The organism is Vibrio sp. M60_M70, assembly GCF_037162085.1.
Taxonomy (GTDB): Bacteria; Pseudomonadota; Gammaproteobacteria; order Enterobacterales; family Vibrionaceae; genus Vibrio; species Vibrio diabolicus.
The window spans coordinates 1,748,000-1,773,250 of sequence record NZ_JARLUL010000001.1 but is presented as its reverse complement, the minus strand read 5'-3'; the positions used below and the strand labels follow the sequence as shown (position 1 = coordinate 1,773,250).

The window sequence follows — 25,251 nt, the reverse complement described above, 5'->3', positions numbered from 1 at the left end:
TTGTAAACTAAGTATGGTCGTGGTTTGATCGATGATATGATTTTTGTAGATGAAATTGGAAAAACAGAAAGTAACATTAGGAATGCTCTGGAAAAGAATGAAGCTCGATCGCAATTGGATGATCCGCAATGGAAAAGTAGGAAGTAGTAATGACACTTAAAATTTGGACCAACAAGGTAGATAGAGATTCCGATCTTACTCAAGGCAAAGTAACGCAGTCTAGTGTATTAATAGGATTGAATCTGTCGGGAGGCGTTGCCCTAGGAGACAAATGGCCAAAAGTTACTATTGATGTCATATCAGATGACAAGCCTGCGGATAGTTTTCTTAGTGGTCCTTTATTAATCGTGAGTCGACGGTTATCTGATTTAATTTCTAAGCACACACAAACGAGTGAAGTTGAATTCCTACCGATTGAGGTTAATTACCAAGGTAAAAGTTTTGGTGAATACTATTTTTTAAATGTTCTTGCGATTTGCGATTTACTGGATAGAAATCATTCAATATTTAGTGAGTTTGATGGAGAGGTTGATTCAATTGATCGAGTTGTCCTTAAGAAAGATATTGAAATGCAGAAAACTATATTTCAACTGGATGCTATCGAGTGGTTATTATGTGTCGATGAAAAACTGGCTGAATTAATCGAGAACAAAGATTTTTCAGGAGTGGTATTTAAGTCAGAAAGTGAATGGCGTCCTTTTTAGAGCTCCTTGGGTATTTTTTAGCCATCTCTTACGAGGTGGCTTATAAGTTTATGGTGAGGGGTTCGTTGTTACGCGATTACAAAAGGGGCAGCGAAGCGTTTTACTTCAAAGCAATTGTTCAAAATGATTAAATCAGGAAGACTTCTCGACGGATTTAATCATTCACCATAAGACCTCTTTTATTTCGGAGAGGGGATAACTCGTTCAATAACTTCAGGGTAATGAATTCCAAGCCTCATCAGAAGTACAATAAGCGATTGCACTGGTACGATGAAGGCAAAAACATATATCAAAAATAGAGTTTTAAATATGAGAAACTTAGACGTAATGCTCGATCAATTCACCGAAAAAGAAGGGTTTGAGTGCTTTGGAGAGTTGAATGACGTATCAATTCATGAAATGGAAAATCAGCTAGGATTATCCTTTCCGGAGCCATATAAAGTTTTTCTAAGAAAATATGGTTACGTTGAGTGGTTTGGTCATACGATTTATGGATACTCTGAAGATGAGGACTATCTTGCAGTTGAGCGCACTCTTGAACTTCGCGAGGATGAGATACCGAGTGATTTTGAGAAAATACCACAAAGCGGTTGCGTATTAGAGCGCTATGCCGGAGGTGGCTACTACTTTTTATTTTCAAATGAATCAGAAAGATCGGGGCAAGTAGCCCTTTTCATAGATGAATTGTTTGGTAAAGAAGCCCAATCATGGACAACATTTGAGGCATTTTTGGAATATATGCTCAGCCTTTGATTTGTTGTTACAAAGAGTCTCAATTTCGAAGCCAGGCGACTTTGATATGATTTACGAGGCACCAACTGAAATTTTACATACACAAGCAGAAATATCCTCTAGCGGTAAGGTTTCCAAGTTCAAAGCAAAAGAGTTTGATATAGATATAGGAGAGTTCAGAAGTGGTTGATAACTCAAAGGTAAAAAAGGTTGAACGAGTAGCTCATGTTGAACTAAGTGATTTTGAAATAGAAGCTTATCGAGAAGAAATAAAAGAGAATTTAGACAAAAGGAAAAGGCGCATATCTATAAAAAGAGAAAACTTGGTTTACTTGAGCGATGGTATTTCTTATCAGCTCCGTCTGTATACATGGTTACCTCCATTAGACGATGATGAGAGAATCGGCACGCTATGTCTATATGAATCATCATTGATGCGTGCTTTTTACCATCAACTGGCCATCAAACCAAGCGAGCCTCAAAGCATTAAATTACCTGATTATCCAGAAGTGACATGGAAAGGCGAAGGTATTTTAAAAACAGGCTTCATTTGCCCCTCAATGTGGCTAGATGCGTATTTTACCTCTGTCATCGTTCGTGACAAAGCTAGCATGGATGTGTTAGCGAACTTTTCGATTTCTTTGATGAGACAGAGCTCTACCAAAGCGGGTGAGCTGTCTTACATGTTAGTAGATGTCATTCAGTCGTTCCATAACTGCACATCAGATTATCCTGATAAGCTGGTTGCAGCAATGGACGCAGCGGTAGCTCAAGGGGATAATTGGGCGTTGGAAATTGCGATGGGGATCCTAGAAACCTTCGCAGCGCTTACCACCGACATTGGTTATGATTTTGAGGAAGTGCTCGTTAAAAACCTACAGTTCCAAGAGAAATATCATCTTAGAGAATTAGGACCAGATAGAATAGGGATCCGCACGTTCATTAATTTCCCTCTGCTTGGCATGGCATGTATGTCGTACGACAAAGGCAACCGTTTATCTATTGAAACTGGTTGGCTTCCTCCCTATCTCGTCGAAGGACGTTGGTTAGGAGATGTAAAAGCCGGGAAGATCTCTCGATAAACTCCTTTAGTTAGCAATTCAGCATATAAGCCATCTCTATCTTGAGGTGGCTTTTACGTTTAAGGTGGGGAGGTTGTTGTTTGTTGAACGACCTATCATTGGTGGCATTATCTGCAACCCAAAGTTAAAAATCATATTCGATATGTGCACGATTTAAACCATATTGATTGCGAGAAGAACAAAATTATTTTTATCGCTATATCAATTGTTCAGAGGATAGTAGGCCTAAGTCCATTATGTCTTCAAGATAGAGGATTTTGTTAACGCACACGCTATCGCAGAAAATCAAGGACGAAAACATCTTTGGAGCAAAGTGACAGTTTGCGAATTTTACAAGGATTGTTATTGGAGACGAAGAACTCTGATGAAACCTTTGATTTTGGAGCATATTTAAGGTCTGTCGTGGGGCCTCGTCCTAAAGACATGCCGGATCCACATACTCTTTAAGAAGGGCTTGGGGCTGAGCAACAAGCTCTCGTTACTGAGGGCCAAATTCTTTTGAGGAAATATGGCATTGATCCAATATTTGACCACGAGAACTTAGTGTGGGCTCCAAATCGGATTGAAGGTCAGTATGATATTTATGCGTTGCGGCAGGTTGTTGATATTCTTAAAGTGACAGATAAATGTTGGGTAAACGCGGTGATATAGTTAATGCTTTAAAATTACTGGTTAAAACCGCAGCTGAGGAGATAAAGATGGCCTGTGAATACAGCGCAAAAGATGTAATGGCCGCGATTAGATCCGGTGACGTGAGTGAGGTTGAAAAAATTCTCTCAGGAGATGACAAATTACTTCATCTAATTACGCCTCTGGGTTCTTGGTTGCATATTGCAACGGAGCAAGGGCAAGATAAAATTGTAGAGCTTCTGGTGAATCTAGGTATTGATGTAAATATCAAGGGGGGCCTTCAGGTGTAACTCCCTTAAATACAGCTGCATATGAAGGTAATTTAGACTTACTTATCTATTTTCTAGAAAGAAGTGCAGTGATGGATATATCTGAACCAGACCGCAACCCATTGTTTGCTGCGATCCATGCAGGTCATAAAAATATTGTGGAGTTATTACTAAAAGCTGGTATAGATACAACGGTTAAATATACTGGTAACTCTATGAAAGACATGGACGCTATAGCGTTTGCTTATGAGTGGGGACGCAAGGAAATCGCAGAAATGATTAAAGAGCACAATAGGCACGCTTAGTAGAAGTTAATATGGTACGACAAAGGTAACCGTTTATCTGTTGAAACTGGTTGGCTTCCTCCTTATCTCGTCGAGGGGCGTTGGCTAGAAGAAGTAAAAGCAGGGAAGATCACTCGATAAACTCCTTTAGTTAGCAATTCAGTATATAAGCCACCTCTCATGAGGTGGCTTTTATGTTTATGGTGGGGAGTTTGCTGCTTGTTGAGCTATATGGTGCGCATTATGTTGGTGCATTAAAACCACATTGGTGCATTTATTAGCGTGTTAAGCACCATTTCAAGAATGCCTAATTTTATTAAAGTTCATACAAAACAATAAATTAAAGTGTAAGTGTTAGAAATGTAAATTATGGAATGAGAATTGCTCTGTTAGACGCTCTATAAATTAAGTTCACCAAATTGGTGATGAGCCTAACTTTGATGCACAGGATAAGTGCGCTACAGATCAACGGAGACAATCATAATGAGTGTAACTGCCAATCAGGTACACGGCGCTGTACAAACTCTCACGCAAAGTTCCGACACACTTTTCTTACTACTTGGCGCAATCATGGTTTTTTTGATGCATGCTGGTTTTGCTTTTCTTGAAGTAGGAACCGTGCGTCAAAAGAACCAAGTTAATGCTTTAGTTAAAATCTTGGCCGATTTCGGTATTTCCGCCATTGCGTATTTTTTCATTGGATACTGGGTCGCTTATGGCGGCACCTTCTTTGCTGATGCAGAGACGTTATCTCAAGGCAATGGTTACGAGTTGGTGAAGTTCTTTTTCTTGCTGACCTTCGCTGCAGCGATTCCTGCTATTGTTTCAGGTGGTATCGCAGAGCGAGCTCGTTTTTATCCGATTCTAATCGCAACATTTTTCACTGTCGGTATTGTGTACCCACTATTTGAGGGAATGATCTGGAACGGAAACTTTGGTGTTCAAGCTTGGTTTGAAAATACCTTTGGTTATGGCTTTCACGACTTCGCAGGTTCAGTCGTTGTACATGGTGTTGGCGGCTGGATAGCGTTGGTTGCCGTTGTGTTTTTGGGCATGAGAAAAGGCAGAGTTCGAGCAGGAAAGCATACCAACTTTGCACCTTCGAATATTCCGTTTTTGGCTTTGGGAGCTTGGATCTTATGTGTGGGGTGGTTTGGCTTCAACGTCATGTCAGCTCAAACCGTGTCAGGCATAAGTGGCTTGGTGGCTATAAACTCATTGATGGCAATGGTCGGAGGCATTGTCGCGTCATTGTTGGCTGGTAAGAATGACCCCGGCTTTATTCATAACGGCCCACTCGCTGGCTTGGTTGCTGTATGTGCGGGCTCAGACTTAATGCATCCTATCGGTGCTTTAGTGACAGGTGCGATTGCTGGCGTTCTATTTGTTTATCTTTTTACCTACCTACAAAACAAAACCAAGATTGATGATGTGCTAGGTGTCTGGCCTTTACACGGTTTATGTGGTGCTTGGGGTGGGATTGCAGCAGGGATCTTTGGTCAAAGCGCGTTAGGTGGGCTAGGTGGCGTGAGCTTTCTCGTTCAGCTTCTAGGAACGCTTTTGGGCATTTCTATCGCAGTGATTGGAGCGCTTGCAGTCTACGGCGCGATCAATGCCAGTATGGGACTAAGGCTTTCGGAAGAAGACGAATTCAATGGCGCTGACCTAGCCATTCATAAAATATCTTCTACCAACGAGGATTGAGGTCAATATGGGAGCGGCGTAAAGCCGCTCTTTTAGCAATTGCCTTTTTTTGCTTGGCCAGGGGGACAGAAATCTCCATTACCACGATGGTTATCGTCATTGGTGCTGACTCTTACTTTTACGTCGTCCACTTCGCCTTCAACATTGGTTAGTTGGCAACCTGCTAAAGTCGTAAGTAATATAAGCGCTAGAGATACTTGTCTCATTGCTGTTCCTCTTAAATTGTAATTCTAATACTGACCATTACGACCATGGTCTAATCCATATTACTACTGTTGCTATTCTTTCAGTGTTAAGCTAATGAAAAAACAGCAAGGATGAGTTATGAATTTCCCTTATAGAAATATTGTAGTACTTACTGGTGCGGGTATCTCGGCCGAATCTGGTATTCAAACATTTCGTGCGCAAGATGGCCTTTGGGAGAATCACCGTATTGAAGATGTAGCAACACCTGAAGGGTTTGCTCGCGATCCGGACCTTGTTCAAGACTTTTACAACCAACGCCGCAAGAAACTTCAAGACAATGCTATACAGCCTAATGCCGCGCATGAAGCATTGGGTCGTCTAGAGGCTGAGTTAGAAGGTAAAGTGACGGTCATCACTCAAAATATAGACAACCTTCACGAAAGAGGCGGCAGCCATAACGTCATTCATATGCACGGTGAGCTTTTAAAAGCGAGATGCAGTGAATCAAACCAAGTTATAGAACATAGTGAGGACATTAAGACTGGTGAGCTTTGTCACTGCTGTCAGATCCCTTCACAAATGCGACCACATATTGTTTGGTTTGGTGAAATGCCACTGCGAATGGGGGATATCTACGCGGCTTTAGAAGAGGCAGATTTATTTATTTCTATCGGAACTTCTGGCGTCGTATATCCCGCAGCGGGTTTTGTTCATGATGCAAAAATGCATGGCGCGCACACCATCGAAATTAACCTCGAGCCTAGTGCGGTAGAAAGTGAATTTGAGGAAAAACGCTACGGAAAAGCAAGCGTCGAGGTTCCAAAATTAGTTGACGAGATACTGGCTCTAGAAGGAAAAGAAAGAGCGTAATAATTCTCACAGAGGAGAGCTTTTGTCTTGTCATTAAGAACAAAAAAAGCGGCTCATGAGCCGCTTTTTCATATCTTTAAAACTAACGAATTAGTTGTTCACTTTTAGCTTTTGGAAGTACTCATCGTACATTACGCTCGCTTCGCCAACTTCATCTTGCCAAGTACCGCTGTCCATCACTTCTTGTGGTGGGAAGATGCTTGGATCGTTAGCAAATTCTTTCGGTAGCAGTTCGTGTGCCGTTTTCACTGGAGTAGGGTAACCAATCTCTAGTGCGATCTTAGCTGCGTTTTCTGGGCGCAGTAAGAAGTCAATCATCTTATGAGCCGCATCAACGTTCTTCGCGCCAGCTGGAATTGCCAGGCTGTCCATCCAGAAGATCGTTCCTTTTTCTGGCCAGATGATGTCGATGTTCGCGCCTTCTTGACGAGCCATGTAAGCAGAACCATTCCAAAGCATACCAAGTGAAACTTCACCCGCTAGGTAAGGGTTTGCAGGAAAGTCTGAGTTAAATACTAATACGTTTGGCATTAGCTTTTTCAGTTCTTCGTAAGCGGCTTTGATTTCTTCTGGGTTAGTCGTGTTTGGTGAGTAACCAAGCTTAGTCAATGCAATGTGGAATACTTCGCGAGAATCATCCATCAACATTAGTTGACCTTCCCACTTGCTATCCCAAAAATCATCCCACTTAGTAACAGATGATTTGTCTAGCATGTCAGCATTGATACCAATACCTGTCGCACCCCAAATGTAAGGGATAGAGTAGTTGTTGTTCGGATCGAACGGCTTGTTAAGGAAGTTAGTATCAAGATCGGCAAAATGAGACAATTTCTCTTTGTCGATCTGTTGCAGCATGCTTTCTTTACGCATTTTAGAGACGAAATAGGTAGACGGTACTACCAAGTCGTAACCAGAACCTTGGGTTTTAAGTTTTGCGTACATACTCTCGTTAGATTCATATGTAGAGTAAATAACTTTGATTCCAGTTTCTTTTGTAAAGTCTTCAAGAACTTCGTTTGGAATGTATTCCGACCAGTTGTAGAAATACAGTTCTTGATCAGCAGCCATTGCAGGGGTAGCGATGAGCGTCGCTGCACATAGAGCGCTTGCGTAGAATTTACTTTTCATTTGTTTTCCGTTTTGTTTCGCGATTGGACAAGTCAATACTAGCTGGAGTTATCAAGTTGATCCAAATCGCAGTAAGCACAAATCTGTTTATTTAGCTCGAGGGCTGTATCTCCGCTTTGTGAGAAGATAAAACTAGACATCGAGCCAGATAAACCTAGCAACGCATAATTATATCAGTCAATTACAAAAATAGGCAGCGTATTACTGCCTATTTTCTTTTAGTCGATGACTTGTTACACAAGCTCGATTACTGTCCCGCTTTCAGCTTTAAGAAGTAATCTTCGTACTTAACGGTTAGATCACCAACCGCATCTTGCCATTCCACTCGATCAAGATCTTCTTGAGAAGGAAATAGCGGTGCAACATCTTTAAACTTAGCGTTCGATTCCTCTACCGCTGTTAAGTAACCAGTATCACGAGAGATTTGCTCTGCGATTTCTGGACGTAGTAGGAAGTCGATCATCTTGTGAGCTGCTTCTACGTTCTTCGCACCGGAAGAGATAGCGAAGTTATCAACCCAACCGATACCGCCTTCTTTAGGAAATACGAGTTTAAGATTTAGGCCTTCATTTTGAGCAGCTGCAGCGCTGCCGTTCCAAAGCATACCAACGCCCACTTCACCAGACATGTAAGGTGCGCCTGGGTTGTCAGAGTTGAAAACTAGAACGTTTGGCATCAACTTTTGTAGCTCAGCGTACGCTTCATCGATTTGTTTAGGGTCTTTTGAGTTACCTGAATAGCCAAGTTTACGCAGAGCGATATGGAAGACTTCACGAGTGTCGTCCATCAGCATTACTTGACCTTCAAGATCAGGCTTCCATAGATCTGCCCAGCTTTGGAAGTCGTTTGGATCGTACATGTCTGCGTTAACCGCTAGACCTGTAATCGCAACAACGTGTGGAATAGAGTAGTCGTTATTTGGATCGTAAGGCTTGTCTAGATAGTTCTTATCTAGGTTGCCGAAGTTTTTCAGCTTAGTCTTATCGATCTTTTGTAGCATACCTTCATCGCGCATTTTTGCTACAAAGTACGTTGAAGGTACCACTAGATCATAACCTTGATTATGAGTTTTTAGCTTTGCGTACAAAGTTTCGTTCGACTCGTAAGTCGAGTAGATCACTTTGATACCAGTTTCTTTGGTAAATTGCTCTAGGATATTACTGTTGATGTAAGGCCCCCAGTTCATAAATACCAATTCTTTATCGTCCGCTGCCGCTGAACCTGAGAACAGAGAAAGCGCACATGCACTACCAGCTAATAGAGTAGCCCATTTTTTCATTGACGTTAGCTCCAAACCAAACGTTGTCCAAATCATTTTGGACGGTAGATAGAAAAACAGAATGGCATGTAACCATTCTGTTTCGTGATGTTAACGGATGTGGATTTTACTTTACTTTTTCTCTTGCGAGCAACTGAGAAATTACGACAAGAATTAAAGAAACCACCAACATGACCGTTGCAAGAGCATTCACTTCCGGTGAAATACCCACCTTAACCATCGAGTAAATTTTCAATGGTAGGATTTCATACGTTGGACCTGTTACGAACGAACTGATAATTACGTCGTCCAGAGACAGGGTAAAGCTAAGCAGCCAGCCTGCCGCAACTGCTGGTTTTGCAAGAGGAAGGATGATCTGCTTTAAGATAACCCATTCACTTGCGCCAAGATCTTTTGCTGCTTCCAACATCTTCACATCGAAGCCATTTAAGCGGCTGTATACGGTTACCACCACAAATGGCAAACAGAAGGTGATGTGGGCAATCAATAGAGTAAAGAAGCCCAGCTGTGCGCCTAATACTAGGAACAGAGCAAGTAATGAAATCGCCATGACAATATCTGGAGACATCATTACGACAAACAGCATGCCGTTTACAGCACCTTTGCCTTTGAACGAGTAACGGAACAGGGCAACAGCAGTTAAGCTACCAATAATAGTAGCCGCTGTTGCAGAAAATACCGCCACGTTCAATGAGTGCCATGCAGCCTGCATTAGGCTGTCGTTGTTGACTAGGGTTTCATACCATTTCGTGGTGAAACCACCCCATTTCATACCAAATTTATTGGCGTTAAATGAGTTTACGATTAGTACAACGATTGGCAGATACAAAAATGCATAAACCAACGCCATAAAGCTAAATCTAACTGTGCGTCCCATTAGTCTAGCTCCACTTTCTTATTCAATAATTTGCCTGCTCGGTAGTAAGCGTAAAGCATTACCGCCATTGCGAAGGTGAGGGCGATACTGGTCGCAGCACCAAATGGCCAATCACGAGCGTTCAATACTTGGCTCTTAATTACGTTACCAATCAGTAGGTTCTTCGCACCGCCTAGAAGATCTGAGATGTAGAACATACCCAGCGCAGGCAGTAGAACCAACAAACAGCCACCGATAATGCCAGGCATTGTCAGAGGTAGAATTACTTTAGTAATGGTTTGGAGCTTGTTCGCACCGAGGTCTTTTGCTGCCTCGATGTAAGTGTTGTCCAACTTCTCGATTGCCGAGTAAAGCGGCAGAATCATGAAAGGAAGTAGGATGTATACAAGACCAATCATTACAGCCGTTTCGGTATACATAATACGCAACGGCTTGTCGATGATTTCCATTGCCATCAGCGACTTGTTCAAAATGCCCTGTGTACCGAGAACAATCTTCAGTCCGTAAGTTCGAATCAAAGAGTTCGTCCAAAACGGTACGATCACCAAAAACAGCATAAACGGACGCCATTTTTCAGGCATTTTCGCTACGATATAAGCAAACGGGTATCCAATGACTAAACACAACAACGTTGCCACAATTGCCATGTAGAACGAGTGCATCAGCACTTTCGCATACAGTGGGTCCAGCAGACGCAAGTAGTTGTCGAAAGTGAATGTCATTTCGATTAAGTTTGCTTCATCACGCGTTAAGAAACTGGTACCAATAATCATCACGTTTGGTACCAACACAAACAGTGTTAGCCAGCCTACGATTAAGGCAATGATCGCGTTCTGAAGATTAATCTTCTTGCTTATCATTGAGTACTACCTCCCAGCTCTCAACCCAAGTGATAGCGACTTTCTGGCCAAGTGAGTGGTCCACATCAGGATCATCTTCGTTAAAGAATTCGCTTACCATTACACGCATACCTGAATCCAATTGGATAACAGAATCTAACGTCATACCTTTATAAGTACGCTCAGTTACGTGACCAACAATGCCTTTTTCTTCAGACTCTTTGATTTCTTCGATACGTAAGTCTTCAGGGCGAAGTAGTACTTGTAGTTTTTCGCCTTTCTGTGCTTCCTTATCGTAGTAAACGACGGATTCAACACCTTCAATTTCTGCGCGGATGCGTTTGTCATCGATGCGCTCTAGCATGGTTGCATTGAATACGTTGATCTCACCAATAAAGCGAGCAACAAACAGGTTCTTAGGCTCTTCGTAAATCTCACGCGGAGAGCCATCTTGTTCGATAACGCCATCACGCATCACGATAATGCGGTCTGACATCGATAGGGCTTCTTCCTGGTCGTGTGTTACAAAGATAAAGGTAATACCAAGTTGACGCTGAAGCTGCTTCAACTCGATCTGCATTTGTTTACGCAACTTGTAGTCCAGCGCCGATAGCGATTCATCGAGCAGAAGTACTTTTGGTTTATTAACAACTGCACGAGCAATTGCGATACGCTGTTGCTGGCCACCAGAAAGTTGGTGCGGTTTACGCTGTGCCATTTTTTCTAGACGAACCATACGTAATGCTTCCATTACTCTTGGTTCAATCTCTGCTGCAGGCGTTTTTTGCATACGAAGACCAAAAGCGACATTCTCATATACGGTCATGTGTGGAAACAGTGCGTAACTTTGAAATACCGTGTTGACGTGTCTCTGCTCAGCAGGAACCTGTGTTACATCTTGGTCATCCAAAATGATTTGACCGTTATCCGCCGCTTCAAAACCAGCGATCATTCGTAAAACTGTCGTTTTACCACAACCAGAAGGCCCAAGAATCGTCAGAAACTCACCATGATTAACATCCAGATTTAAATTACCGATGATTTCCTTACCATCGAAACTTTTACTAATACCAGATAAACGAATAACTGGCTTTCCTGCTTGCGGTTTTGCGTTCAACGTCTGTATTTCCCCCACGTTCAAGCTGGGATAATCCCAGCTGATGTGACACTAGCCATTCACTTTTGAGGCGCGCATCATAATCACCAAAATTGTGAAATTAAAGCATTTTCTTATCTTGAAACAGAAAAAATTTTGCAGGCAAAAGTCATCATTCCTTACCATACTGTTTTTATAAGATTAATTGGCATTTAAACACAGTTTGATAGCACTAAGCTCTGTACAATAATTGTTTTCAATTTCATAACCTTGTGAGTGGTTAATTATCAACCATACAGTTGAGATTGCAAGGATAGTACGTGAGTTGTGATGTTAGATGTGGAAAGATTTCTTTATAATAATGGCCACATTAATTGACTGGAATTCCAGTGAAAATTTTACAAGTTAATCTTGGATAAACTATGAACGACGATTTTGAGAAAGATTTCAATCTTGGGGGAGTGTAGAGCGAGCTTTGTCTGGCAACTACGAGCTTAAAGCTGGGGCTGTTTTCAATGAAGCTTGGCGAGCAACCATCCAGCACTTTTTATCCTTTTCTCCTGCTATTATTGTATTGCTTTTTGTCCAGTTAGGTATTTTCTATATCGCATTACAACTGCAGTTGGGTGATCTGACCGTTATTCTTGATGCATTTGAGAATCCAGAATCATTCACTAACGATATTGTGTCTTCTATTTATGTCGCGAACTTTAGTTATGAGGTGATCAGCGCCCCAATTTATGCAGGGATCAGCTTGATGGCCATGAGCCATATCGCGGGCTTAAAGACTAAATTGCGCCATGTAGGTAAAGGGCTGCAGTTTACTATTCCCGTGATCCTAGCAACGCTGATGAGCCTAATGCTGCAAGGCGTAGTTGGTATGATCTTCCCTCTACTGTCCCTGTATCTTTCTTTAGCGTTTAGTCACTCTATCTTGTTGATTTGTGAAAAAAGAGTGCCACCAATGCAGGCGCTATTGTTATCACTTCGCGCTATTAACAAGAAGATTTTTGTCGTCGCAGGGCTTTACTTAGGCGTGATGTTGATGTTTATTGTCGCAGCGATGTTCTACGGTATTGGCTTGATTTTTGTGTTGCCATTCTTCTTCCATTTGAAAGGCATACTCTACCGCGAAATGTTTGGAATTAAGCTCAAGATCGTTGCAACACAGAAAAACGACAATGATCACGATGGTAACTCACAGGTGTTTGATGCCTAATTCTTTAAAATCAATAAGTTTACGAGTGGCGGCTACCTGTATAGCCGCCACTTTCATTTCCATTGGACCGTATTTACACTACGAGCAACAGTTTAAATATGTTGAGAATCCTGATGTGCTGTCCGGGACAATTAAGCATGTCGATTTGTCTCATTTGCCACACATTGGTGATATCCCTGACTTCAACGCAATAAAAGACACCAAAGAGAAAAAAGCGGCGTTTTTTGATTTCTTAAGGCCTAAAATAGCACTTGAGAATCAACGAATTCGTCATGAACGAGCGTTTCTTACTTCTTTAAAGGTGGGACAAATCACTCAAGAGCAAGAAGAGTACGCTCAGCGACTAGCGGCTCTGTATTCTTTGCCTTTGAGCGACAACAAAGTCGATCACGCGTGGTTGGGTGAAATGCTTGTGCGAGTGAATGTCTTACCAGAAGCGCTGGTTCTAACTCAAGCAGCAAATGAATCTGCGTGGGGCACTTCTCGTTTTGCCACTCAAGCGAACAACTTGTTCGGCCAATGGTGTTATAAAAAGGGTTGTGGAATTGTTCCTGCGCAACGTGGCGCAGGCAAAGCTCATGAAGTTGAAAAATTCGATTCTGTACAGCAGTCGGTTCATGGCTACTTTATGAATGTTAATCGAAACCCAGCGTATGCTGAACTGCGTGAAATCAGAGCTTCTCTAGCCGAAAAGAACAAACACCTGTTATCGGTCGCAACGGCGTCAGAGTTAACTCATGGATTGCTAGCATATTCTGAACGTGGCATTGCTTATGTACACGATCTTCGCGCTATGATTCGTCATAATAACGCCTACTGGACACAATAAAATAACGGATAAAATGAAAAAGTTAAGCCTAAGTCTATTGGGAAGTGCGGCGCTAATTCTTGTATCGCCAATAACCCAAGCTCAAGAGTACATGTTCACGTACTCGAAGTTATACACCCAACTCAAAAACAACAATAAAGAAGGGCATGACGACGTGAAAGTTGGTGTCTTCTTTGTGGATGCGAAAACTAAGCAAATTTGTACAATAGAAAAAGCTTGGATGGAAAAAGAAGAGCACTATGAAGAGTTTGTTATCCCTGCTTCACAAGAGTTGCCTCTGCCAGTCGATAAAAACTTAAAGTCAGCGAATCCGTTGGTTTTTGTCGATACTCCAAAAGATACTCGCTGCGATTACTCACTTGTCGTGATGGCCAAAGAACCATTACAGGGTAACGTTTCTTACGAGCAACTTAAGCCTCTTCTACCTCAAATGCAGACGATGCTGGAAGATTTAGGCGGTATGTTTGCGGGTTGGTTTACACCTGAAGTTCAAGGTGTGACGATGGAGTTTGCAAATCAACTGAATGATAAAGTGATTTTCTCAAACGGAACCGAAAAGCCAATTGTCAATGGCAAGATACAAGTCGCACTAAGTGAAATAGGGCAAGGTGGCACAATGACACTACCAGAACCGACGATGCGAGTGCTACCTTATCTGCCTAACGCAAAGAAGTGAACACTGAGAGTTTAGAAAGGGCTGCAATTGCGGCTCTTTTTTCATTTGTGACCGTAACTAAAGTATCTTTCACACTCTTTTCTTAAAGACTCAATAAGACAAGCATTTAATCCTGCGTAAAAAGCTCGTATAATCCACGCCCCAAAGAAACCCATGTTAGGAAGTCCTAGTCGATTTATCGGCGATGTGAGAGCCCGCAATGAACCAAATAGATACAAGAAAAGAAACCCTAGAATTCAACAAGCTTCAGAAACGCCTGAGAAGACATGTTGGAAATGCCATTACTGATTACAACATGATTGAAGAAGGCGATGTTGTGATGGCATGTATTAGCGGTGGTAAAGATTCATTCGCGATGCTTGATATCCTGTTGAATCTTCAGAAAGCTGCGCCAATCAAATTTGAAGTGGTTGCGGTAAACTTAGACCAAAAACAACCGGGCTTCCCTGAGCATATTCTGCCTGAGTATTTCGAAACACTGAATATTCCTTACTACATCGTAGATAAGGACACGTATTCAGTCGTAAAAGAGAAGGTGCCAGAAGGCAAAACCACTTGTGGTCTGTGTTCACGCCTACGACGTGGTACGTTGTATTCATTTGCAGAGAAGATTGGTGCAACTAAGCTTGCGCTAGGTCATCACATGGATGACATCGTCGAAACAATGTTCTTGAATATGTTCCACGGCTCTCGCCTTAAAGCGATGCCACCAAAGCTGCGCTCTGATGATGGTCGTAACGTGGTCATTCGTCCATTGACTTACTGTCGTGAAAAAGATCTGATCAAATACGCTGAACACAAGGATTTCCCAATTATTCCGTGTAACCTTTGTGGTTCTCAAGAGAACCTTCAGCGTCAATCTATAAAAGCAATGTTGATTGAATGGGATAAGAAGACGCCAGGGCGTGTGGAAGCGATTTTTAAATCAATTCAAAACGTAAGCCCAAGCCAACTAGCAGACCGCGAATTGTTCGACTTTGTTAACTTACCGCTAGATCGTGAAGGTAACCGCGAAGAGTATGAATTTAATGAGGCTGTCGTTTCTTCGACGAATATTGATGAATCAATGTTCATCGATGTTACGAACATCTAACTCGTAAAAAGGAGGTCAATTAGACCTCCTTTTTTGTATTCAACGCTTTCACTGTCCCCAAACAAAAATCCCCCTTTATTAGGGGGATCTATTAGCGTCTGTTTGAAAGCGCTCATAAAGAGAGATTAGGTTGCTGTGTTTGGATCAAGAGGACTAATGTAGCCTTTTGGTTTTAGAGCCAATACATCGCAATTTATTTTATCGATCACGTGCTCAGCTGTATTACCAATAAAGACAGCAGAAAGCCCGGTTCGCCCTGTGGTGCCTAAAATAACCATTGCAGCATTCAAGCGCTCTGCTGCTGCTGGAATGACATCTTCAGGTAAGCCTTGCTCAACAATCGTTTGCTCTTCATCAAGGCCGTGTTTTTGGCGTAATGCTTTCATCGCAGTTAAGTGATGACCTCGAACGGCATCGGTATAAGTCGTTGGATCAAACTCAGGAAGTTCAATGGTAATGTTCGCCGGTGTAACAGGATACGCATTGACAAGGTATGGTTTGGCATCCAGTCGAGTGGTGACTTCTTTTAGTCGCTCGACCATAGCATCGTTGAGATCAATATGAGTTGGATTTTCAGAGCCTACGTGCACCGAGGCAAGAATGCTTGCTTGTTCTGGCCAATCTGCATTTTTAATCAGAAGTACTGGGATAGGGCATTTACGTAGCAAGTGCCAATCGGTCGGAGTGAAAATTACAGATTCTAACACGTCGTGCTTACGTGTGCCTTTAATGACTAGGTCATGGCTGCCTGCATAGACCTCAGCGATAATTGCTTCGTAAGGACGGTTGTGCCAGACGACACATACATCAAAGTCGAAGCCATCGTTTAGATAAGGTTGAGCAATTTTACGCATCCACTGCTCACGTTGATGGATAACACCTCGACGCATAGCGTCTCTTTCATCCACTGATAGCATTGACGTCATGTCATAAGAGAAATCGTAAATGGATAAAAAGAAAGTGATTCGGCTTCTAGATACACTTTTTTGAGCTAATTGAACAGCTCTTGCAAGTGCGGGCTGCTCATCATTATTGATGTCAGCTACAACAAGGATCTTACTGTATATACTCATAACTAAGCCCACTTCTATTGCAAAACCAGATACTGAATATAAATTAAATCAGTATTTTGGAGTACTTACCGTACATTTTTACTGTAGCTTAGTTTGGGTAACTTTTTGAGGACTTTCGAAAGGAATTTATGAGAAATATGATGTAGCTCATTTTCGAGCTACATCAATAATTGGGGTGTATTATTCTTTAGTTACACCAGCAAGTTCCATCAATGCATCGTGGTCTAAGATAGTGATATATTTACCTTTTACACTTAGGATCTCGGATTTCTGGAAACGACCCAACAAGCGACTGATTGTTTCCACTGTAAGACCAAGATAGTTACCAATATCACCACGAGTCATCGTTAAACGAAACTCTCTAGGGCTGAAGCCACGTTGAGAAAAACGAGTTGATAGGTTGTATAGGAAAGCCGCTAGACGTTCTTCTGCATTCTTTTTAGAAAGAAGCAAAATCATTTCCTGATCACCTTTAATTTCGTTACTCATCAAACGCATAATTTGCTGGCGAAGCTTAGGCATTTTACCTGATAGGTCGTCTAAAATTTCGTATGGGATTTCACATACCATCGACGTTTCAAGCGCTTGAGCAAAGCTAGGGTGGAGTCACCTGTAATGGCATCGAAACCAACTAGGTCTCCGGCCAAGTGAAACGCTGTGATTTGCTCATCACCTTGCTCTGTGATCGTATAGCTCTTGATGGTACCAGAGCGGATAGCGTACAGAGATTTTAGCTCGTCACCAGCCTTAAAAAGCTCTTGTCCTTTTTGGATAGGCTTCTTACGTTCGATGATTTGGTCAAGCTGATCAAGTTCTGCCTCATTCAGAGTGAACGGGATACACAGCTGACTAATGCTACAATCTTGGCAATGAATGGCGCAACCGCCTGATTGGATACGCTTTGTTGCAGGTTTTTCAGAAATCATAACAACCTTTCACTATTTGATATACATCAATATTTTAGCATCGCTTAATCCTAAAGGGTAGCAAAAATGTCACCTCAATAGAGTTTAACGTTATATGAAACCGAGTAACTCTAAAGCTCCTACAGCAGTGTACGAACCATATCCAATAAGGATTAATGCTGAAATATTTCTAAATATTAACGATTTTTGTAATTTCTGAAAATGGTTGGCACCATATCCAATAATCAGCATTGCCGGAAGTGTTCCGAGGCCAAACGCGAGCATAATAAGACCACCGTTTATTGCGCTGCCTGAAACCGCCGACCAAGTTAGCGCAGAATAAACCAAGCCGCATGGTAACCAGCCCCAAATGAAGCCAAATGGTAAAGCATGAAGAGGGTGCTTTAATGGCAACAAACGCTTACCTGCAGGTGAGATAAAGCGCCAAATGTGCTGTCCTAACTTTTCTATTAACAGTAAACCTTGCCACCATCTAGCAATATAAAGCGCAACCAGAATCATGAACAGTGCGGCAATCAGCCTTAACCAAGCAAGAGAATGCGTTAATCCACTTAGCTCAGATAAACCTGATACTGCTCCGCCTACTAATGCACCGATTACGGCATAGCTGCTCAGTCGCCCTAAGTTGTAGAAAAGTGGAATAAGGGGTGAGCTTTTACTTGTAGAAGAGCCCATGGTAAGCAGAGACGCGATACCACCACACATTCCCATGCAATGACCGGCCCCGACGAGGCCGATCATCAAAGCACCAATAAAGTCAGGAGTCATAAAGGTTGCTATTTTTTATCACTATTAGATTTGTCTTCTTCATCAAGAAGAATGTTATGTCCTTGTCGTTCTAGATCTTCAAACTGATCACTTCTTACTGCCCAAAGAAAAACGGCAACAGCAACACAAACGAGAACGATAGCGATGGGAATCAATATATAAAGACTTTCCATGTTTGCTTTCTCTACTTATTTCTCTTTGAGCAGGCGCAAAGAGTTAGATACAACGATAATTGAGCTTGCAGACATGCCAACTACTGCAATGTAGGGAGCCACTAAACCAGCGACAGCTAAAGGCAAAATTAACAGGTTGTAACCCAAAGACCAAGCCAAGTTTTCTCGAATAATCTTTCTTGTACGCAGTGCAAGCAAACGTGCCTCTAGTAGCTTTTCGAGATTATCCCCAAGAAGCGTCATGTCGGCTGATGCCTTAGCAACGTCAGTACCACCGCCCATAGCCACGGACAAATGCGCTCCTGCTAGAGTAGGCGCGTCGTTTATGCCATCGCCAACCATCATAGTGATACTGTCTTCATCAAGACTCTTAAGATACGCGAGTTTGTCTTCTGGTTTTGCTGACGCAACGACGTGATCGATACCAATTTCATTCGCTACAGGTCGAGCGTTTGAGAGAGAGTCACCTGTTAGCAGCGTTGTCTTAATTCCTGCGTCAGCAAAACGTTGAACAAAGGCTTTGCTTTCTTTTCGGATAGGGTCGCGGTAGTAAAAGCTAGCGACATGCTCGCCATCAACTGAAAGATAGACCGCATGGCTTTCATCGCTTTCCTTGCCTTGAACAAAAACCGCACTGCCTATCTTAACGATTTTGCCATTCCAGATCCCCTCAATCCCTGAACCAATCACGTTTTGCACTTCATACACAACAAAGTCGTCATTGGCGTAACTTGCAAAAGAGCGAGCGATAGGATGGTTTGCATGAGCTTCTAATGCTGCGGCTAGAGAGAGACAATCTTCTTTTGGAAGATCACTCAACACTTTTGTATCACAGATCTCAATATCGCCTTTCGTCAGAGTACCTGTTTTATCTACAACTAAGTGGTTGATCTTACATAGCGTCTCGAACACATGACCTTTACGAAGCAAAATGCCAAAGTTTCCCATACGAGAGGTAGCACAAGTTAGAGCAGTTGGAGTCGCAAGAGATAGGGCACATGGACAGGTGGCTACCAATACGGATAGCATGATCCAAAACGCATCATCTGGTTTTGTTTGATGCCAGTAAAACCAAGTACCAGCAGAAATAATAAGAATTGCTCCAACAAAGTAACGAGCAACAACGTCTGCAATTTCTGCGATTTTAGGTTTGGAGTGTTGAGCTTCATCTTGTAAACGCACGATATTGGAAATCATTGAGTCGGCTTTGGAACTCATGACCTCTAGCTCAAATGACTCATCACCGTTTAGTGTCCCTGCATAAACCGCATCGCCTTCTCGTTTCACAACATGTACGGATTCACCCGTTAGCATGGATTCATCAATATGAATACGACCCGAAATAACTTTGCCGTCAGCTGGGATATGTTCACCAGGAAGGACGCGAATACGATCACCAACTTTTAGAGTTTTCACTGGTATTTGCTCGCCATCCAGCGTCGTGGCGATCGCTGGGATCAACTTTAATAGGTTACCACTCGCCGCTGCGGCTTTGCGACGCGCTCGCATCTCTAAAAATCGTCCAACCAATAGGAAGAAAGTGAACATTGAAATCGATTCGAAGAAGACTTCGCCCTGTTCTGTAACGGTTGCTATTAAGCTGGCTACATAGGCAAAAATAAGTGCAATCGAGACAGGCACATCCATACCGAGGGTTCGGCCTTTGATGCTTCGCCACGCATTTAAGTAAAACGGAAGAGCAGAGTAGAGTAGGACTGGCGTAGCAAAGATCAGACTTACCCAACGAAAGTAATTTTTAAACTCCGGTTCTAGGTCACCAAAAACTTCTAGATACAATGCGACGGCTAGCATCATAACTTGCATGGTAGCTAAACCAGCAATACCTAATCTGTATAAGTATTGCTTCATCATTCGATGATAAGAGGCTTCTTGCTTATCAGCTTCAAATGGTGCGGCTTTATAACCCAATTTATGAATGACAGATAGGAGCTCACTTAATCGCACCTGAGTCTTATCCCAGGCTAGTAATGCGCGGTTAGTGGTTGTATTCACGCGGATAGACACTAACCCGGCCGTATTAGAGACTTGCTTTTCGATTAACCACGCACAAGCTGCACATGAAACGCCTTCTAAAGAAAGAGTTACTTCAGAGACATTTTCACGATTTCGCACAAATTCTGATTGTACATCTTCATTATCATAATGAATTAAAGCTTGGAGTTGCTCTGGTACTAAATCTGCTTTTTCCGCAGGCGCAGTTCTATATTGATAGTAGGATACTAAGCCGCTGTCTACGATGGTTTGAGCAACCGTCTCGCAGCCAGGACAACACATCTTTCGGGATTCACCGAGTATATCAACTTTAAAATCCGTGTTGGCTGGTACATCTTCACCACAGTGATAACAGGATTCACACATATGCTTACTTCATTAACGGTGTTGACGAGGCAGGAAATTCAACTTTACCTTGGATCATCCATTGTTGGTCATGTGGTTGTAGTTCGACAAACCAAGGACCTTGAATAGATTCTTCTGCCGTTAGGCGGTAATTACCAGATGCATCCGCCGTAACGAGCTTTGTAAAGTCACGGTCAGGAAGAGTACGATGAGTGAAAGTGGCCGTTAGAGCAGGGTAATGAGATAGCTTCCCTTTAGCGAAAACAATCACAACATTGTTATTTTTAGAGGAAATCTCAGCGTTAAGATCTAGGTCACGAGCGACATTCATTTTACTAATGTCGATGTTAATGCCTTTGCCTTTTTTATAGTAATCCTCGGCGACTAAAGAAACAGAGTTGTTCGAGAAAACGACCACAGTAATCACAGTCCAGACTACGACAGTAAGAGGAAGGATGATTAGGAACCACGGCCAAAATTGTTTATACCAAGGCTTTACCATAAAAAAGTTCTCAACAGCTAAATGAAAAAATGTAAGGCGTTAAATTTAAAGGAAAGACAGCCCCTATGAAAGGGGCTGTTATTGCTATGTTACTTAATATCTCAGTTACTTACTCTCTGAGTTACTTAAGCTCCAGACATAAGAGGCAACGAGCTGAACTTTATCTTCACCCAAAATGTCTTTCCACGCGGGCATTACACCTGAGCGGCCGTTCATTACGGTTTCGGTTACAGCTGCACGAGAGTCGCCAAATAGCCAATCTTGGTCTGTAAGATCAGGTGCACCGACTGCAGGGTTACCCTTACCATCAGTACCGTGACAAGCTGCACACACGACGAAACGTGCTTTACCTGCCGCTGCTTCACGAGCATTCACTTTACGACCAGATAGGCTAAGTGTGTAGCTTACAACTTCTTGCACACCTTGCTCACCAAGCGCATCTTTCCATGCTGGCATTTGACCAATACGGCCATGCATGATGGTTGTTACGATTGCAGCTGGTTCACCGCCGTATAGCCATGCATCATCAGTTAGGTTAGGAAAACCTTTCTGACCACGAGCATCAGAACCGTGACATTGAGAACAGTTTTGCAAAAACAAACGTTGGCCAACTTTCAATGCTTCAGGATCTTGCGCAATTTCAGGTATTGGGCGCAAACCACTATCATTGTGCGCGAGTTTACGGAATGCTTCGCCGAAGTAAGCGTCGGCATCATCCAGTTCTTTTGCATATTGGTTTAGTTGCTTGTTCTCTTGTGCTGCAGCGATGGCTTCTTTTGACTCTTCTAGTGAGCGAACGGTTTGAGCCGAACTCTGCCAGTTTAAAAAGCCCTTGAAGCTACCTAGACCTGGGAATAGGGCAAGGTAAACTGCTGCGAACACAAATGTGCTTACAAACAGATAAGTCCACCACTTTGGTAGAGGGTTGTTTAGCTCGCGAATACCATCGTACTCGTGGCCCATGTCTTCCCCTTCCTCGACGCCCATTTTATCTTTAGCGCACCAAGTTAGGAGAATCGCACAGCCTACCAGCGTACCGACAGTAATCACGATAATCCAGAGACTCCAGAATGTAGTCATTACTTCTTCACTCCTTGGTTATTTGGGGTCGTTTGTTCTTCGTCAGCAAACACCAAGTTGGCATCTTCTTCAAAGCGTGCTTTACGCTTTTTACTAAATGCCCACCATACGATGCCGATAAAACTAGCGAAGAGTACAACGGTATAAATACTATGAATTGTACCGAAATCCATATGATCCCCTTACTTCATTGCATGACCAAGAGACTGAAGGTAAGCGATGATTGCATCCATCTCTGTTTTACCTTCTACTTCTTTAGCCGAATTCGCGATCTCTTCATCAGTGTATGGAACACCGAACTGATCACGAAATAGCTCAAGTTTCTTCTGAGTTAGCTTACCGTCTAAAACGTTTTCAGCTAACCACGGGAAACCTGGCATGTTTGACTCAGGCACAAGCTCTCGAGGATCTAGTAGGTGAACGCGGTGCCATTCATCAGAATAACGACCACCAACACGAGCTAAATCCGGACCTGTACGCTTAGAGCCCCAAAGGAATGGGTGTTCCCAAACACTCTCACCAGCAACAGAGTAGTGACCGTAACGTTCAGTCTCTGAGCGGAAAGGACGAACCATCTGGCTGTGACAAACGTTACAACCTTCACGGATGTAGATGTCACGACCTTCCATCTCCAGAGGAGTGTAAGCACGTAGATTCTCTACAGGTTCAGTCGTTTGCTTTTGGAAAATCAGAGGAGTGATCTCTACAAGAGCACCCCAGCTGATAGCAAACACGATAAAAATAGCCAACAAACCGACATTACGTTCTAAGATTTCGTGGCGATTATTAGAATTATTACTCATTCTTAAATCTCCTTATGCCGGATGTGGGATAGCTTTTAGGCTTTCTTTTGGTGCACTTACCGTTTTGTACGTGTTGTATGCCATTAGGAACATACCAGATAGGAAGATAAATCCACCTAGGAAACGTACAAAGTAGAACGGGTAAGACGCTTCTACAGACTCAACAAAGCTGTAGGTTAGCGTACCGTCAGAGTTAACCGCGCGCCACATCAGACCTTGCATTACACCAGAGATCCACATCGCAACGATGTAAAGAACGGTACCGATTGTCGCTAGCCAGAAATGCACATTCACTAGACCGACCGAGTACATACGCTCTTGGCCAAATAGGCGAGGTACTAAGTGATATACAGAGCCGATAGAAACCATCGCAACCCAACCTAACGCACCAGAGTGAACGTGACCAATGGTCCAGTCTGTGTAGTGAGAAAGTGCGTTAACTGTCTTAATCGACATCATTGGACCTTCAAAGGTAGACATACCGTAGAATGACAAAGAAACGATTAGGAAACGTAGGATAGGGTCATAACGAAGCTTATGCCATGCACCAGATAACGTCATAATACCGTTGATCATACCACCCCAAGAAGGAGCAAATAGAACCAGCGACATCACCATACCTAGAGACTGAGTCCAGTCAGGTAGCGCTGTATAGTGAAGGTGGTGAGGGCCTGCCCAAATATATAGAGAAATAAGCGCCCAGAAGTGAACGATAGATAGACGGTAAGAATAAACAGGACGTTCAGCTTGTTTAGGAACGAAGTAGTACATCATGCCTAGGAAACCAGCGGTGAGTAGGAAACCTACCGCATTGTGTCCATACCACCACTGAACCATCGCATCCACTGCACCTGAGTAAATCGAGTAAGATTTACCAAGTGACACAGGAATAGCCATGCTGTTCACGATGTGAAGTACTGCTACTGTGATAATAAAGGCACCGAAGAACCAGTTTGCCACATAAATATGTGACGTGTTTCGCTTCACCAGTGTGCCGAAGAACACCACCGCATATGATACCCATACTAGCGCAATTGCGATATCAATAGGCCATTCTAGCTCAGCATACTCTTTACCCGATGTTAAACCGAGAGGCAAAGTAATGGCTGCTGCCAGGATGATTGCTTGCCAACCCCAAAAGGTGAAGGCAACGAGTGGGCCACCAAAAAGACGTGTTTGACATGTGCGCTGTACAACATAATAAGACGTTGCGAACAGAGCACTTGTACCAAACGCAAAAATTACCGCATTAGTATGCAGTGGACGTAAGCGACTGTACGTCAACCACGGCGTATCAAAGTTTAGCTGTGGCCAAACTAATTGAGCGGCAATCAAAACACCAACAGCCATACCAACTATGCCCCATAAAATGGTCACAAGGGTAAATTGGCGAACGACTGTATAGTTGTAGTTTTGTTCAAGCTGCTTTACTTGGCTCATTTGCATGCTTCCAATTTCTAATTAACTACACTTTTACTTCCAACACGACTTGCGTCGTAACACCACCCAAGTAAACTCTAGAATTCAAGTGTTATCATCACCTTATTTCCATTGCTGACTTTAATAAAAAGTGGCATTTTCAGCGTGACACTATACTTGAATTAACAATTCAATGACAGGGTAGTAACCTTACTGGCCCCCTGAAATCATTTTTTATTTAAAAAGTTTGAAGTTTGTAACAAGGATATTAGTAATTATGCCTGCACAAAAGTTAACAAAGGCGCGACTTGCACAAATCTTAATCATGCTCAGTGTGTTAATAGGCGCATTTTTCTGGCGTACCTTTACACACGAGAGCGTTACTAGCATTGACTGTTCACAAAAAGAACGATGCGATGTAACAATTGAAGGTGAAATAATCACAATTAATCGTGACTCAACGGGAATTTCGCTCGAAACGATAAAAAGTAGCACTCTAAAAATTGATCCAAATCAATCTGGCGAATTTATCAATCTCGATCGAGAGCATAAGAAAATAGAATGGGACACAATGCCTGAATCAAAAAAAATCACCTTTAAAAAAGGCGAAAACATTGTTGTAGTTCAATTATAAATACGATCTGTCACGAGA

General features: G+C 42.6%; 26 protein-coding genes and 3 pseudogenes. 13 read left to right on the top strand and 16 right to left on the bottom strand.

The features are described from left to right. The first annotated feature begins 149 nt into the window (after positions 1-149). From P4S59_RS08225 to P4S59_RS08200, 7 genes and pseudogenes are all read left to right on the top strand, one after another. Entirely contained in the window at positions 150-704 is a 555-nt protein-coding gene (locus tag P4S59_RS08225; protein ID WP_337168219.1) for an imm11 family protein, read from the top strand. A 309-nt stretch (positions 705-1,013) separates the two neighbouring features. After that, the gene (locus tag P4S59_RS08220; RefSeq protein ID WP_046875291.1) at positions 1,014-1,457 is read left to right on the top strand and encodes an SMI1/KNR4 family protein; all 444 of its coding nucleotides are present in this window, start codon (positions 1,014-1,016) and stop codon (positions 1,455-1,457) included. Positions 1,458-1,618: 161 nt separating this feature from the next. Next, positions 1,619-2,518, top strand: a complete 900-nt coding sequence (locus P4S59_RS08215) for an immunity 49 family protein (protein WP_443089041.1) — start codon at positions 1,619-1,621, stop codon at positions 2,516-2,518. Positions 2,519-3,144: 626 nt separating this feature from the next. Further along, entirely contained in the window at positions 3,145-3,438 is a 294-nt protein-coding gene (locus P4S59_RS08210) for a hypothetical protein (protein WP_337168218.1), read from the top strand. A gap of 44 nt (positions 3,439-3,482) precedes the next feature. Further along, positions 3,483-3,722 carry an ankyrin repeat domain-containing protein gene (locus P4S59_RS08205; RefSeq protein WP_337168641.1) on the top strand — a complete coding sequence of 80 codons (240 nt, stop codon included), beginning with the start codon at positions 3,483-3,485 and terminating at the stop codon, positions 3,720-3,722. A 9-nt stretch (positions 3,723-3,731) separates the two neighbouring features. After that, a pseudogene (locus P4S59_RS24415) lies at positions 3,732-3,842 on the top strand (immunity 49 family protein); the annotation flags it as partial. Positions 3,843-4,184: 342 nt separating this feature from the next. Then, the gene (locus P4S59_RS08200) at positions 4,185-5,405 is read left to right on the top strand and encodes an ammonium transporter (RefSeq protein ID WP_337168217.1); all 1,221 of its coding nucleotides are present in this window, start codon (positions 4,185-4,187) and stop codon (positions 5,403-5,405) included. 32 nt (positions 5,406-5,437) lie between these two features. Here the strand turns inward: P4S59_RS08200 and P4S59_RS08195 are convergent, their stop codons facing one another. Continuing rightward, positions 5,438-5,611 carry a hypothetical protein gene (locus P4S59_RS08195; protein ID WP_012841833.1) on the bottom strand — a complete coding sequence of 58 codons (174 nt, stop codon included), beginning with the start codon at positions 5,609-5,611 and terminating at the stop codon, positions 5,438-5,440. Positions 5,612-5,729: 118 nt separating this feature from the next. Between P4S59_RS08195 and cobB the strand changes: the two genes are divergently transcribed. Next, the gene (cobB, locus tag P4S59_RS08190) at positions 5,730-6,461 is read left to right on the top strand and encodes a Sir2 family NAD+-dependent deacetylase (RefSeq protein ID WP_053807417.1); all 732 of its coding nucleotides are present in this window, start codon (positions 5,730-5,732) and stop codon (positions 6,459-6,461) included. A 90-nt stretch (positions 6,462-6,551) separates the two neighbouring features. On the opposite strand, the gene P4S59_RS08185 is transcribed toward cobB, so the two are convergent. From P4S59_RS08185 to potA, 5 genes are all read right to left on the bottom strand, one after another. Then, positions 6,552-7,589 carry an extracellular solute-binding protein gene (locus P4S59_RS08185; RefSeq protein ID WP_005396470.1) on the bottom strand — a complete coding sequence of 346 codons (1,038 nt, stop codon included), beginning with the start codon at positions 7,587-7,589 and terminating at the stop codon, positions 6,552-6,554. A 247-nt stretch (positions 7,590-7,836) separates the two neighbouring features. After that, positions 7,837-8,868, bottom strand: coding sequence for an extracellular solute-binding protein (locus tag P4S59_RS08180; protein ID WP_031780553.1), 1,032 nt, complete (start codon positions 8,866-8,868; stop codon positions 7,837-7,839). 106 nt (positions 8,869-8,974) lie between these two features. After that, a complete protein-coding gene (gene potC / locus P4S59_RS08175; protein WP_005396472.1) occupies positions 8,975-9,745 on the bottom strand; it encodes a spermidine/putrescine ABC transporter permease PotC in 771 nt (256 codons plus the stop codon). Beyond that, positions 9,745-10,605, bottom strand: a complete 861-nt coding sequence (gene potB, locus P4S59_RS08170) for a spermidine/putrescine ABC transporter permease PotB (protein ID WP_012841831.1) — start codon at positions 10,603-10,605, stop codon at positions 9,745-9,747. Before potB ends, potC begins: the two co-directional genes overlap by 1 nt. Beyond that, positions 10,586-11,701, bottom strand: a complete 1,116-nt coding sequence (potA, locus tag P4S59_RS08165) for a spermidine/putrescine ABC transporter ATP-binding protein PotA (RefSeq protein ID WP_337168216.1) — start codon at positions 11,699-11,701, stop codon at positions 10,586-10,588. The genes potB and potA overlap by 20 nt, the downstream gene beginning before the upstream one ends. A gap of 401 nt (positions 11,702-12,102) precedes the next feature. Here potA and P4S59_RS08160 point away from each other — a divergent pair. From P4S59_RS08160 to ttcA, 4 genes and pseudogenes are all read left to right on the top strand, one after another. Then, positions 12,103-12,899 (top strand): annotated as a pseudogene (locus tag P4S59_RS08160) (hypothetical protein). Further along, positions 12,892-13,728 carry a glucosaminidase domain-containing protein gene (locus P4S59_RS08155; RefSeq protein ID WP_337168215.1) on the top strand — a complete coding sequence of 279 codons (837 nt, stop codon included), beginning with the start codon at positions 12,892-12,894 and terminating at the stop codon, positions 13,726-13,728. Before P4S59_RS08160 ends, P4S59_RS08155 begins: the two are co-directional and overlap by 8 nt. 13 nt (positions 13,729-13,741) lie before the next feature. Further along, a complete protein-coding gene (locus tag P4S59_RS08150) occupies positions 13,742-14,404 on the top strand; it encodes a DUF2987 domain-containing protein (protein ID WP_074190133.1) in 663 nt (220 codons plus the stop codon). 199 nt (positions 14,405-14,603) lie between these two features. Then, positions 14,604-15,497, top strand: coding sequence for a tRNA 2-thiocytidine(32) synthetase TtcA (gene ttcA / locus P4S59_RS08145; protein ID WP_005377502.1), 894 nt, complete (start codon positions 14,604-14,606; stop codon positions 15,495-15,497). Positions 15,498-15,622: 125 nt separating this feature from the next. Here ttcA and uspE read toward each other — a convergent pair whose 3' ends face one another. The 10 genes and pseudogenes from uspE to ccoN form a co-directional block, all read right to left on the bottom strand. Continuing rightward, entirely contained in the window at positions 15,623-16,570 is a 948-nt protein-coding gene (gene uspE / locus P4S59_RS08140; RefSeq protein ID WP_053807422.1) for a universal stress protein UspE, read from the bottom strand. Positions 16,571-16,750: 180 nt separating this feature from the next. Continuing rightward, positions 16,751-17,496: pseudogene (locus tag P4S59_RS08135) on the bottom strand (FNR family transcription factor). Between the two features lie 90 nt (positions 17,497-17,586). Further along, positions 17,587-18,264, bottom strand: coding sequence for a sulfite exporter TauE/SafE family protein (locus tag P4S59_RS08130; RefSeq protein WP_253643944.1), 678 nt, complete (start codon positions 18,262-18,264; stop codon positions 17,587-17,589). Positions 18,265-18,272: 8 nt separating this feature from the next. Further along, on the bottom strand, positions 18,273-18,437 hold the full coding sequence (gene ccoS / locus P4S59_RS08125) for a cbb3-type cytochrome oxidase assembly protein CcoS (RefSeq protein ID WP_012841826.1): 165 nt from the start codon (positions 18,435-18,437) through the stop codon (positions 18,273-18,275). A 15-nt stretch (positions 18,438-18,452) separates the two neighbouring features. Beyond that, positions 18,453-20,816, bottom strand: a complete 2,364-nt coding sequence (locus P4S59_RS08120; RefSeq protein WP_006742591.1) for a heavy metal translocating P-type ATPase — start codon at positions 20,814-20,816, stop codon at positions 18,453-18,455. Positions 20,817-20,820: 4 nt separating this feature from the next. Further along, on the bottom strand, positions 20,821-21,297 hold the full coding sequence (locus tag P4S59_RS08115) for a FixH family protein (protein ID WP_337168214.1): 477 nt from the start codon (positions 21,295-21,297) through the stop codon (positions 20,821-20,823). 105 nt (positions 21,298-21,402) lie between these two features. After that, on the bottom strand, positions 21,403-22,377 hold the full coding sequence (gene ccoP / locus P4S59_RS08110) for a cytochrome-c oxidase, cbb3-type subunit III (RefSeq protein ID WP_005377487.1): 975 nt from the start codon (positions 22,375-22,377) through the stop codon (positions 21,403-21,405). Further along, on the bottom strand, positions 22,377-22,550 hold the full coding sequence (locus P4S59_RS08105; RefSeq protein WP_005396487.1) for a cbb3-type cytochrome oxidase subunit 3: 174 nt from the start codon (positions 22,548-22,550) through the stop codon (positions 22,377-22,379). Before P4S59_RS08105 ends, ccoP begins: the two co-directional genes overlap by 1 nt. 9 nt (positions 22,551-22,559) lie before the next feature. Then, the gene (ccoO, locus tag P4S59_RS08100; RefSeq protein WP_005377475.1) at positions 22,560-23,180 is read right to left on the bottom strand and encodes a cytochrome-c oxidase, cbb3-type subunit II; all 621 of its coding nucleotides are present in this window, start codon (positions 23,178-23,180) and stop codon (positions 22,560-22,562) included. A 12-nt stretch (positions 23,181-23,192) separates the two neighbouring features. Next, a complete protein-coding gene (gene ccoN, locus P4S59_RS08095; RefSeq protein ID WP_005396488.1) occupies positions 23,193-24,620 on the bottom strand; it encodes a cytochrome-c oxidase, cbb3-type subunit I in 1,428 nt (475 codons plus the stop codon). A 256-nt stretch (positions 24,621-24,876) separates the two neighbouring features. Here ccoN and P4S59_RS08090 point away from each other — a divergent pair, with 256 nt between their 5' ends. Continuing rightward, positions 24,877-25,233, top strand: coding sequence for a hypothetical protein (locus tag P4S59_RS08090; RefSeq protein ID WP_041852960.1), 357 nt, complete (start codon positions 24,877-24,879; stop codon positions 25,231-25,233). Positions 25,234-25,251 lie beyond the last annotated feature (18 nt).

What these genes read in the sequence shown, in the direction of transcription:
- P4S59_RS08225 (WP_337168219.1), top strand. Translation starts at nt 150, where the DNA reads ATGACACTTAAAATTTGGACCAACAAGGTAGATAGAGATTCCGATCTT.
- P4S59_RS08220 (WP_046875291.1), top strand. Translation starts at nt 1,014, where the DNA reads ATGAGAAACTTAGACGTAATGCTCGATCAATTCACCGAAAAAGAAGGG.
- P4S59_RS08210 (WP_337168218.1), top strand. Translation starts at nt 3,145, where the DNA reads ATGTTGGGTAAACGCGGTGATATAGTTAATGCTTTAAAATTACTGGTT.
- P4S59_RS08200 (WP_337168217.1), top strand. Translation starts at nt 4,185, where the DNA reads ATGAGTGTAACTGCCAATCAGGTACACGGCGCTGTACAAACTCTCACG.
- P4S59_RS08195 (WP_012841833.1), bottom strand. Translation starts at nt 5,611, where the DNA reads ATGAGACAAGTATCTCTAGCGCTTATATTACTTACGACTTTAGCAGGT.
- cobB (WP_053807417.1), top strand. Translation starts at nt 5,730, where the DNA reads ATGAATTTCCCTTATAGAAATATTGTAGTACTTACTGGTGCGGGTATC.
- P4S59_RS08185 (WP_005396470.1), bottom strand. Translation starts at nt 7,589, where the DNA reads ATGAAAAGTAAATTCTACGCAAGCGCTCTATGTGCAGCGACGCTCATC.
- P4S59_RS08180 (WP_031780553.1), bottom strand. Translation starts at nt 8,868, where the DNA reads ATGAAAAAATGGGCTACTCTATTAGCTGGTAGTGCATGTGCGCTTTCT.
- potC (WP_005396472.1), bottom strand. Translation starts at nt 9,745, where the DNA reads ATGGGACGCACAGTTAGATTTAGCTTTATGGCGTTGGTTTATGCATTT.
- potB (WP_012841831.1), bottom strand. Translation starts at nt 10,605, where the DNA reads ATGATAAGCAAGAAGATTAATCTTCAGAACGCGATCATTGCCTTAATC.
- P4S59_RS08155 (WP_337168215.1), top strand. Translation starts at nt 12,892, where the DNA reads ATGCCTAATTCTTTAAAATCAATAAGTTTACGAGTGGCGGCTACCTGT.
- P4S59_RS08150 (WP_074190133.1), top strand. Translation starts at nt 13,742, where the DNA reads ATGAAAAAGTTAAGCCTAAGTCTATTGGGAAGTGCGGCGCTAATTCTT.
- ttcA (WP_005377502.1), top strand. Translation starts at nt 14,604, where the DNA reads ATGAACCAAATAGATACAAGAAAAGAAACCCTAGAATTCAACAAGCTT.
- uspE (WP_053807422.1), bottom strand. Translation starts at nt 16,570, where the DNA reads ATGAGTATATACAGTAAGATCCTTGTTGTAGCTGACATCAATAATGAT.
- P4S59_RS08130 (WP_253643944.1), bottom strand. Translation starts at nt 18,264, where the DNA reads ATGACTCCTGACTTTATTGGTGCTTTGATGATCGGCCTCGTCGGGGCC.
- ccoS (WP_012841826.1), bottom strand. Translation starts at nt 18,437, where the DNA reads ATGGAAAGTCTTTATATATTGATTCCCATCGCTATCGTTCTCGTTTGT.
- P4S59_RS08120 (WP_006742591.1), bottom strand. Translation starts at nt 20,816, where the DNA reads ATGTGTGAATCCTGTTATCACTGTGGTGAAGATGTACCAGCCAACACG.
- P4S59_RS08115 (WP_337168214.1), bottom strand. Translation starts at nt 21,297, where the DNA reads ATGGTAAAGCCTTGGTATAAACAATTTTGGCCGTGGTTCCTAATCATC.
- ccoP (WP_005377487.1), bottom strand. Translation starts at nt 22,377, where the DNA reads ATGACTACATTCTGGAGTCTCTGGATTATCGTGATTACTGTCGGTACG.
- P4S59_RS08105 (WP_005396487.1), bottom strand. Translation starts at nt 22,550, where the DNA reads ATGGATTTCGGTACAATTCATAGTATTTATACCGTTGTACTCTTCGCT.
- ccoO (WP_005377475.1), bottom strand. Translation starts at nt 23,180, where the DNA reads ATGAGTAATAATTCTAATAATCGCCACGAAATCTTAGAACGTAATGTC.
- ccoN (WP_005396488.1), bottom strand. Translation starts at nt 24,620, where the DNA reads ATGAGCCAAGTAAAGCAGCTTGAACAAAACTACAACTATACAGTCGTT.
- P4S59_RS08090 (WP_041852960.1), top strand. Translation starts at nt 24,877, where the DNA reads ATGCCTGCACAAAAGTTAACAAAGGCGCGACTTGCACAAATCTTAATC.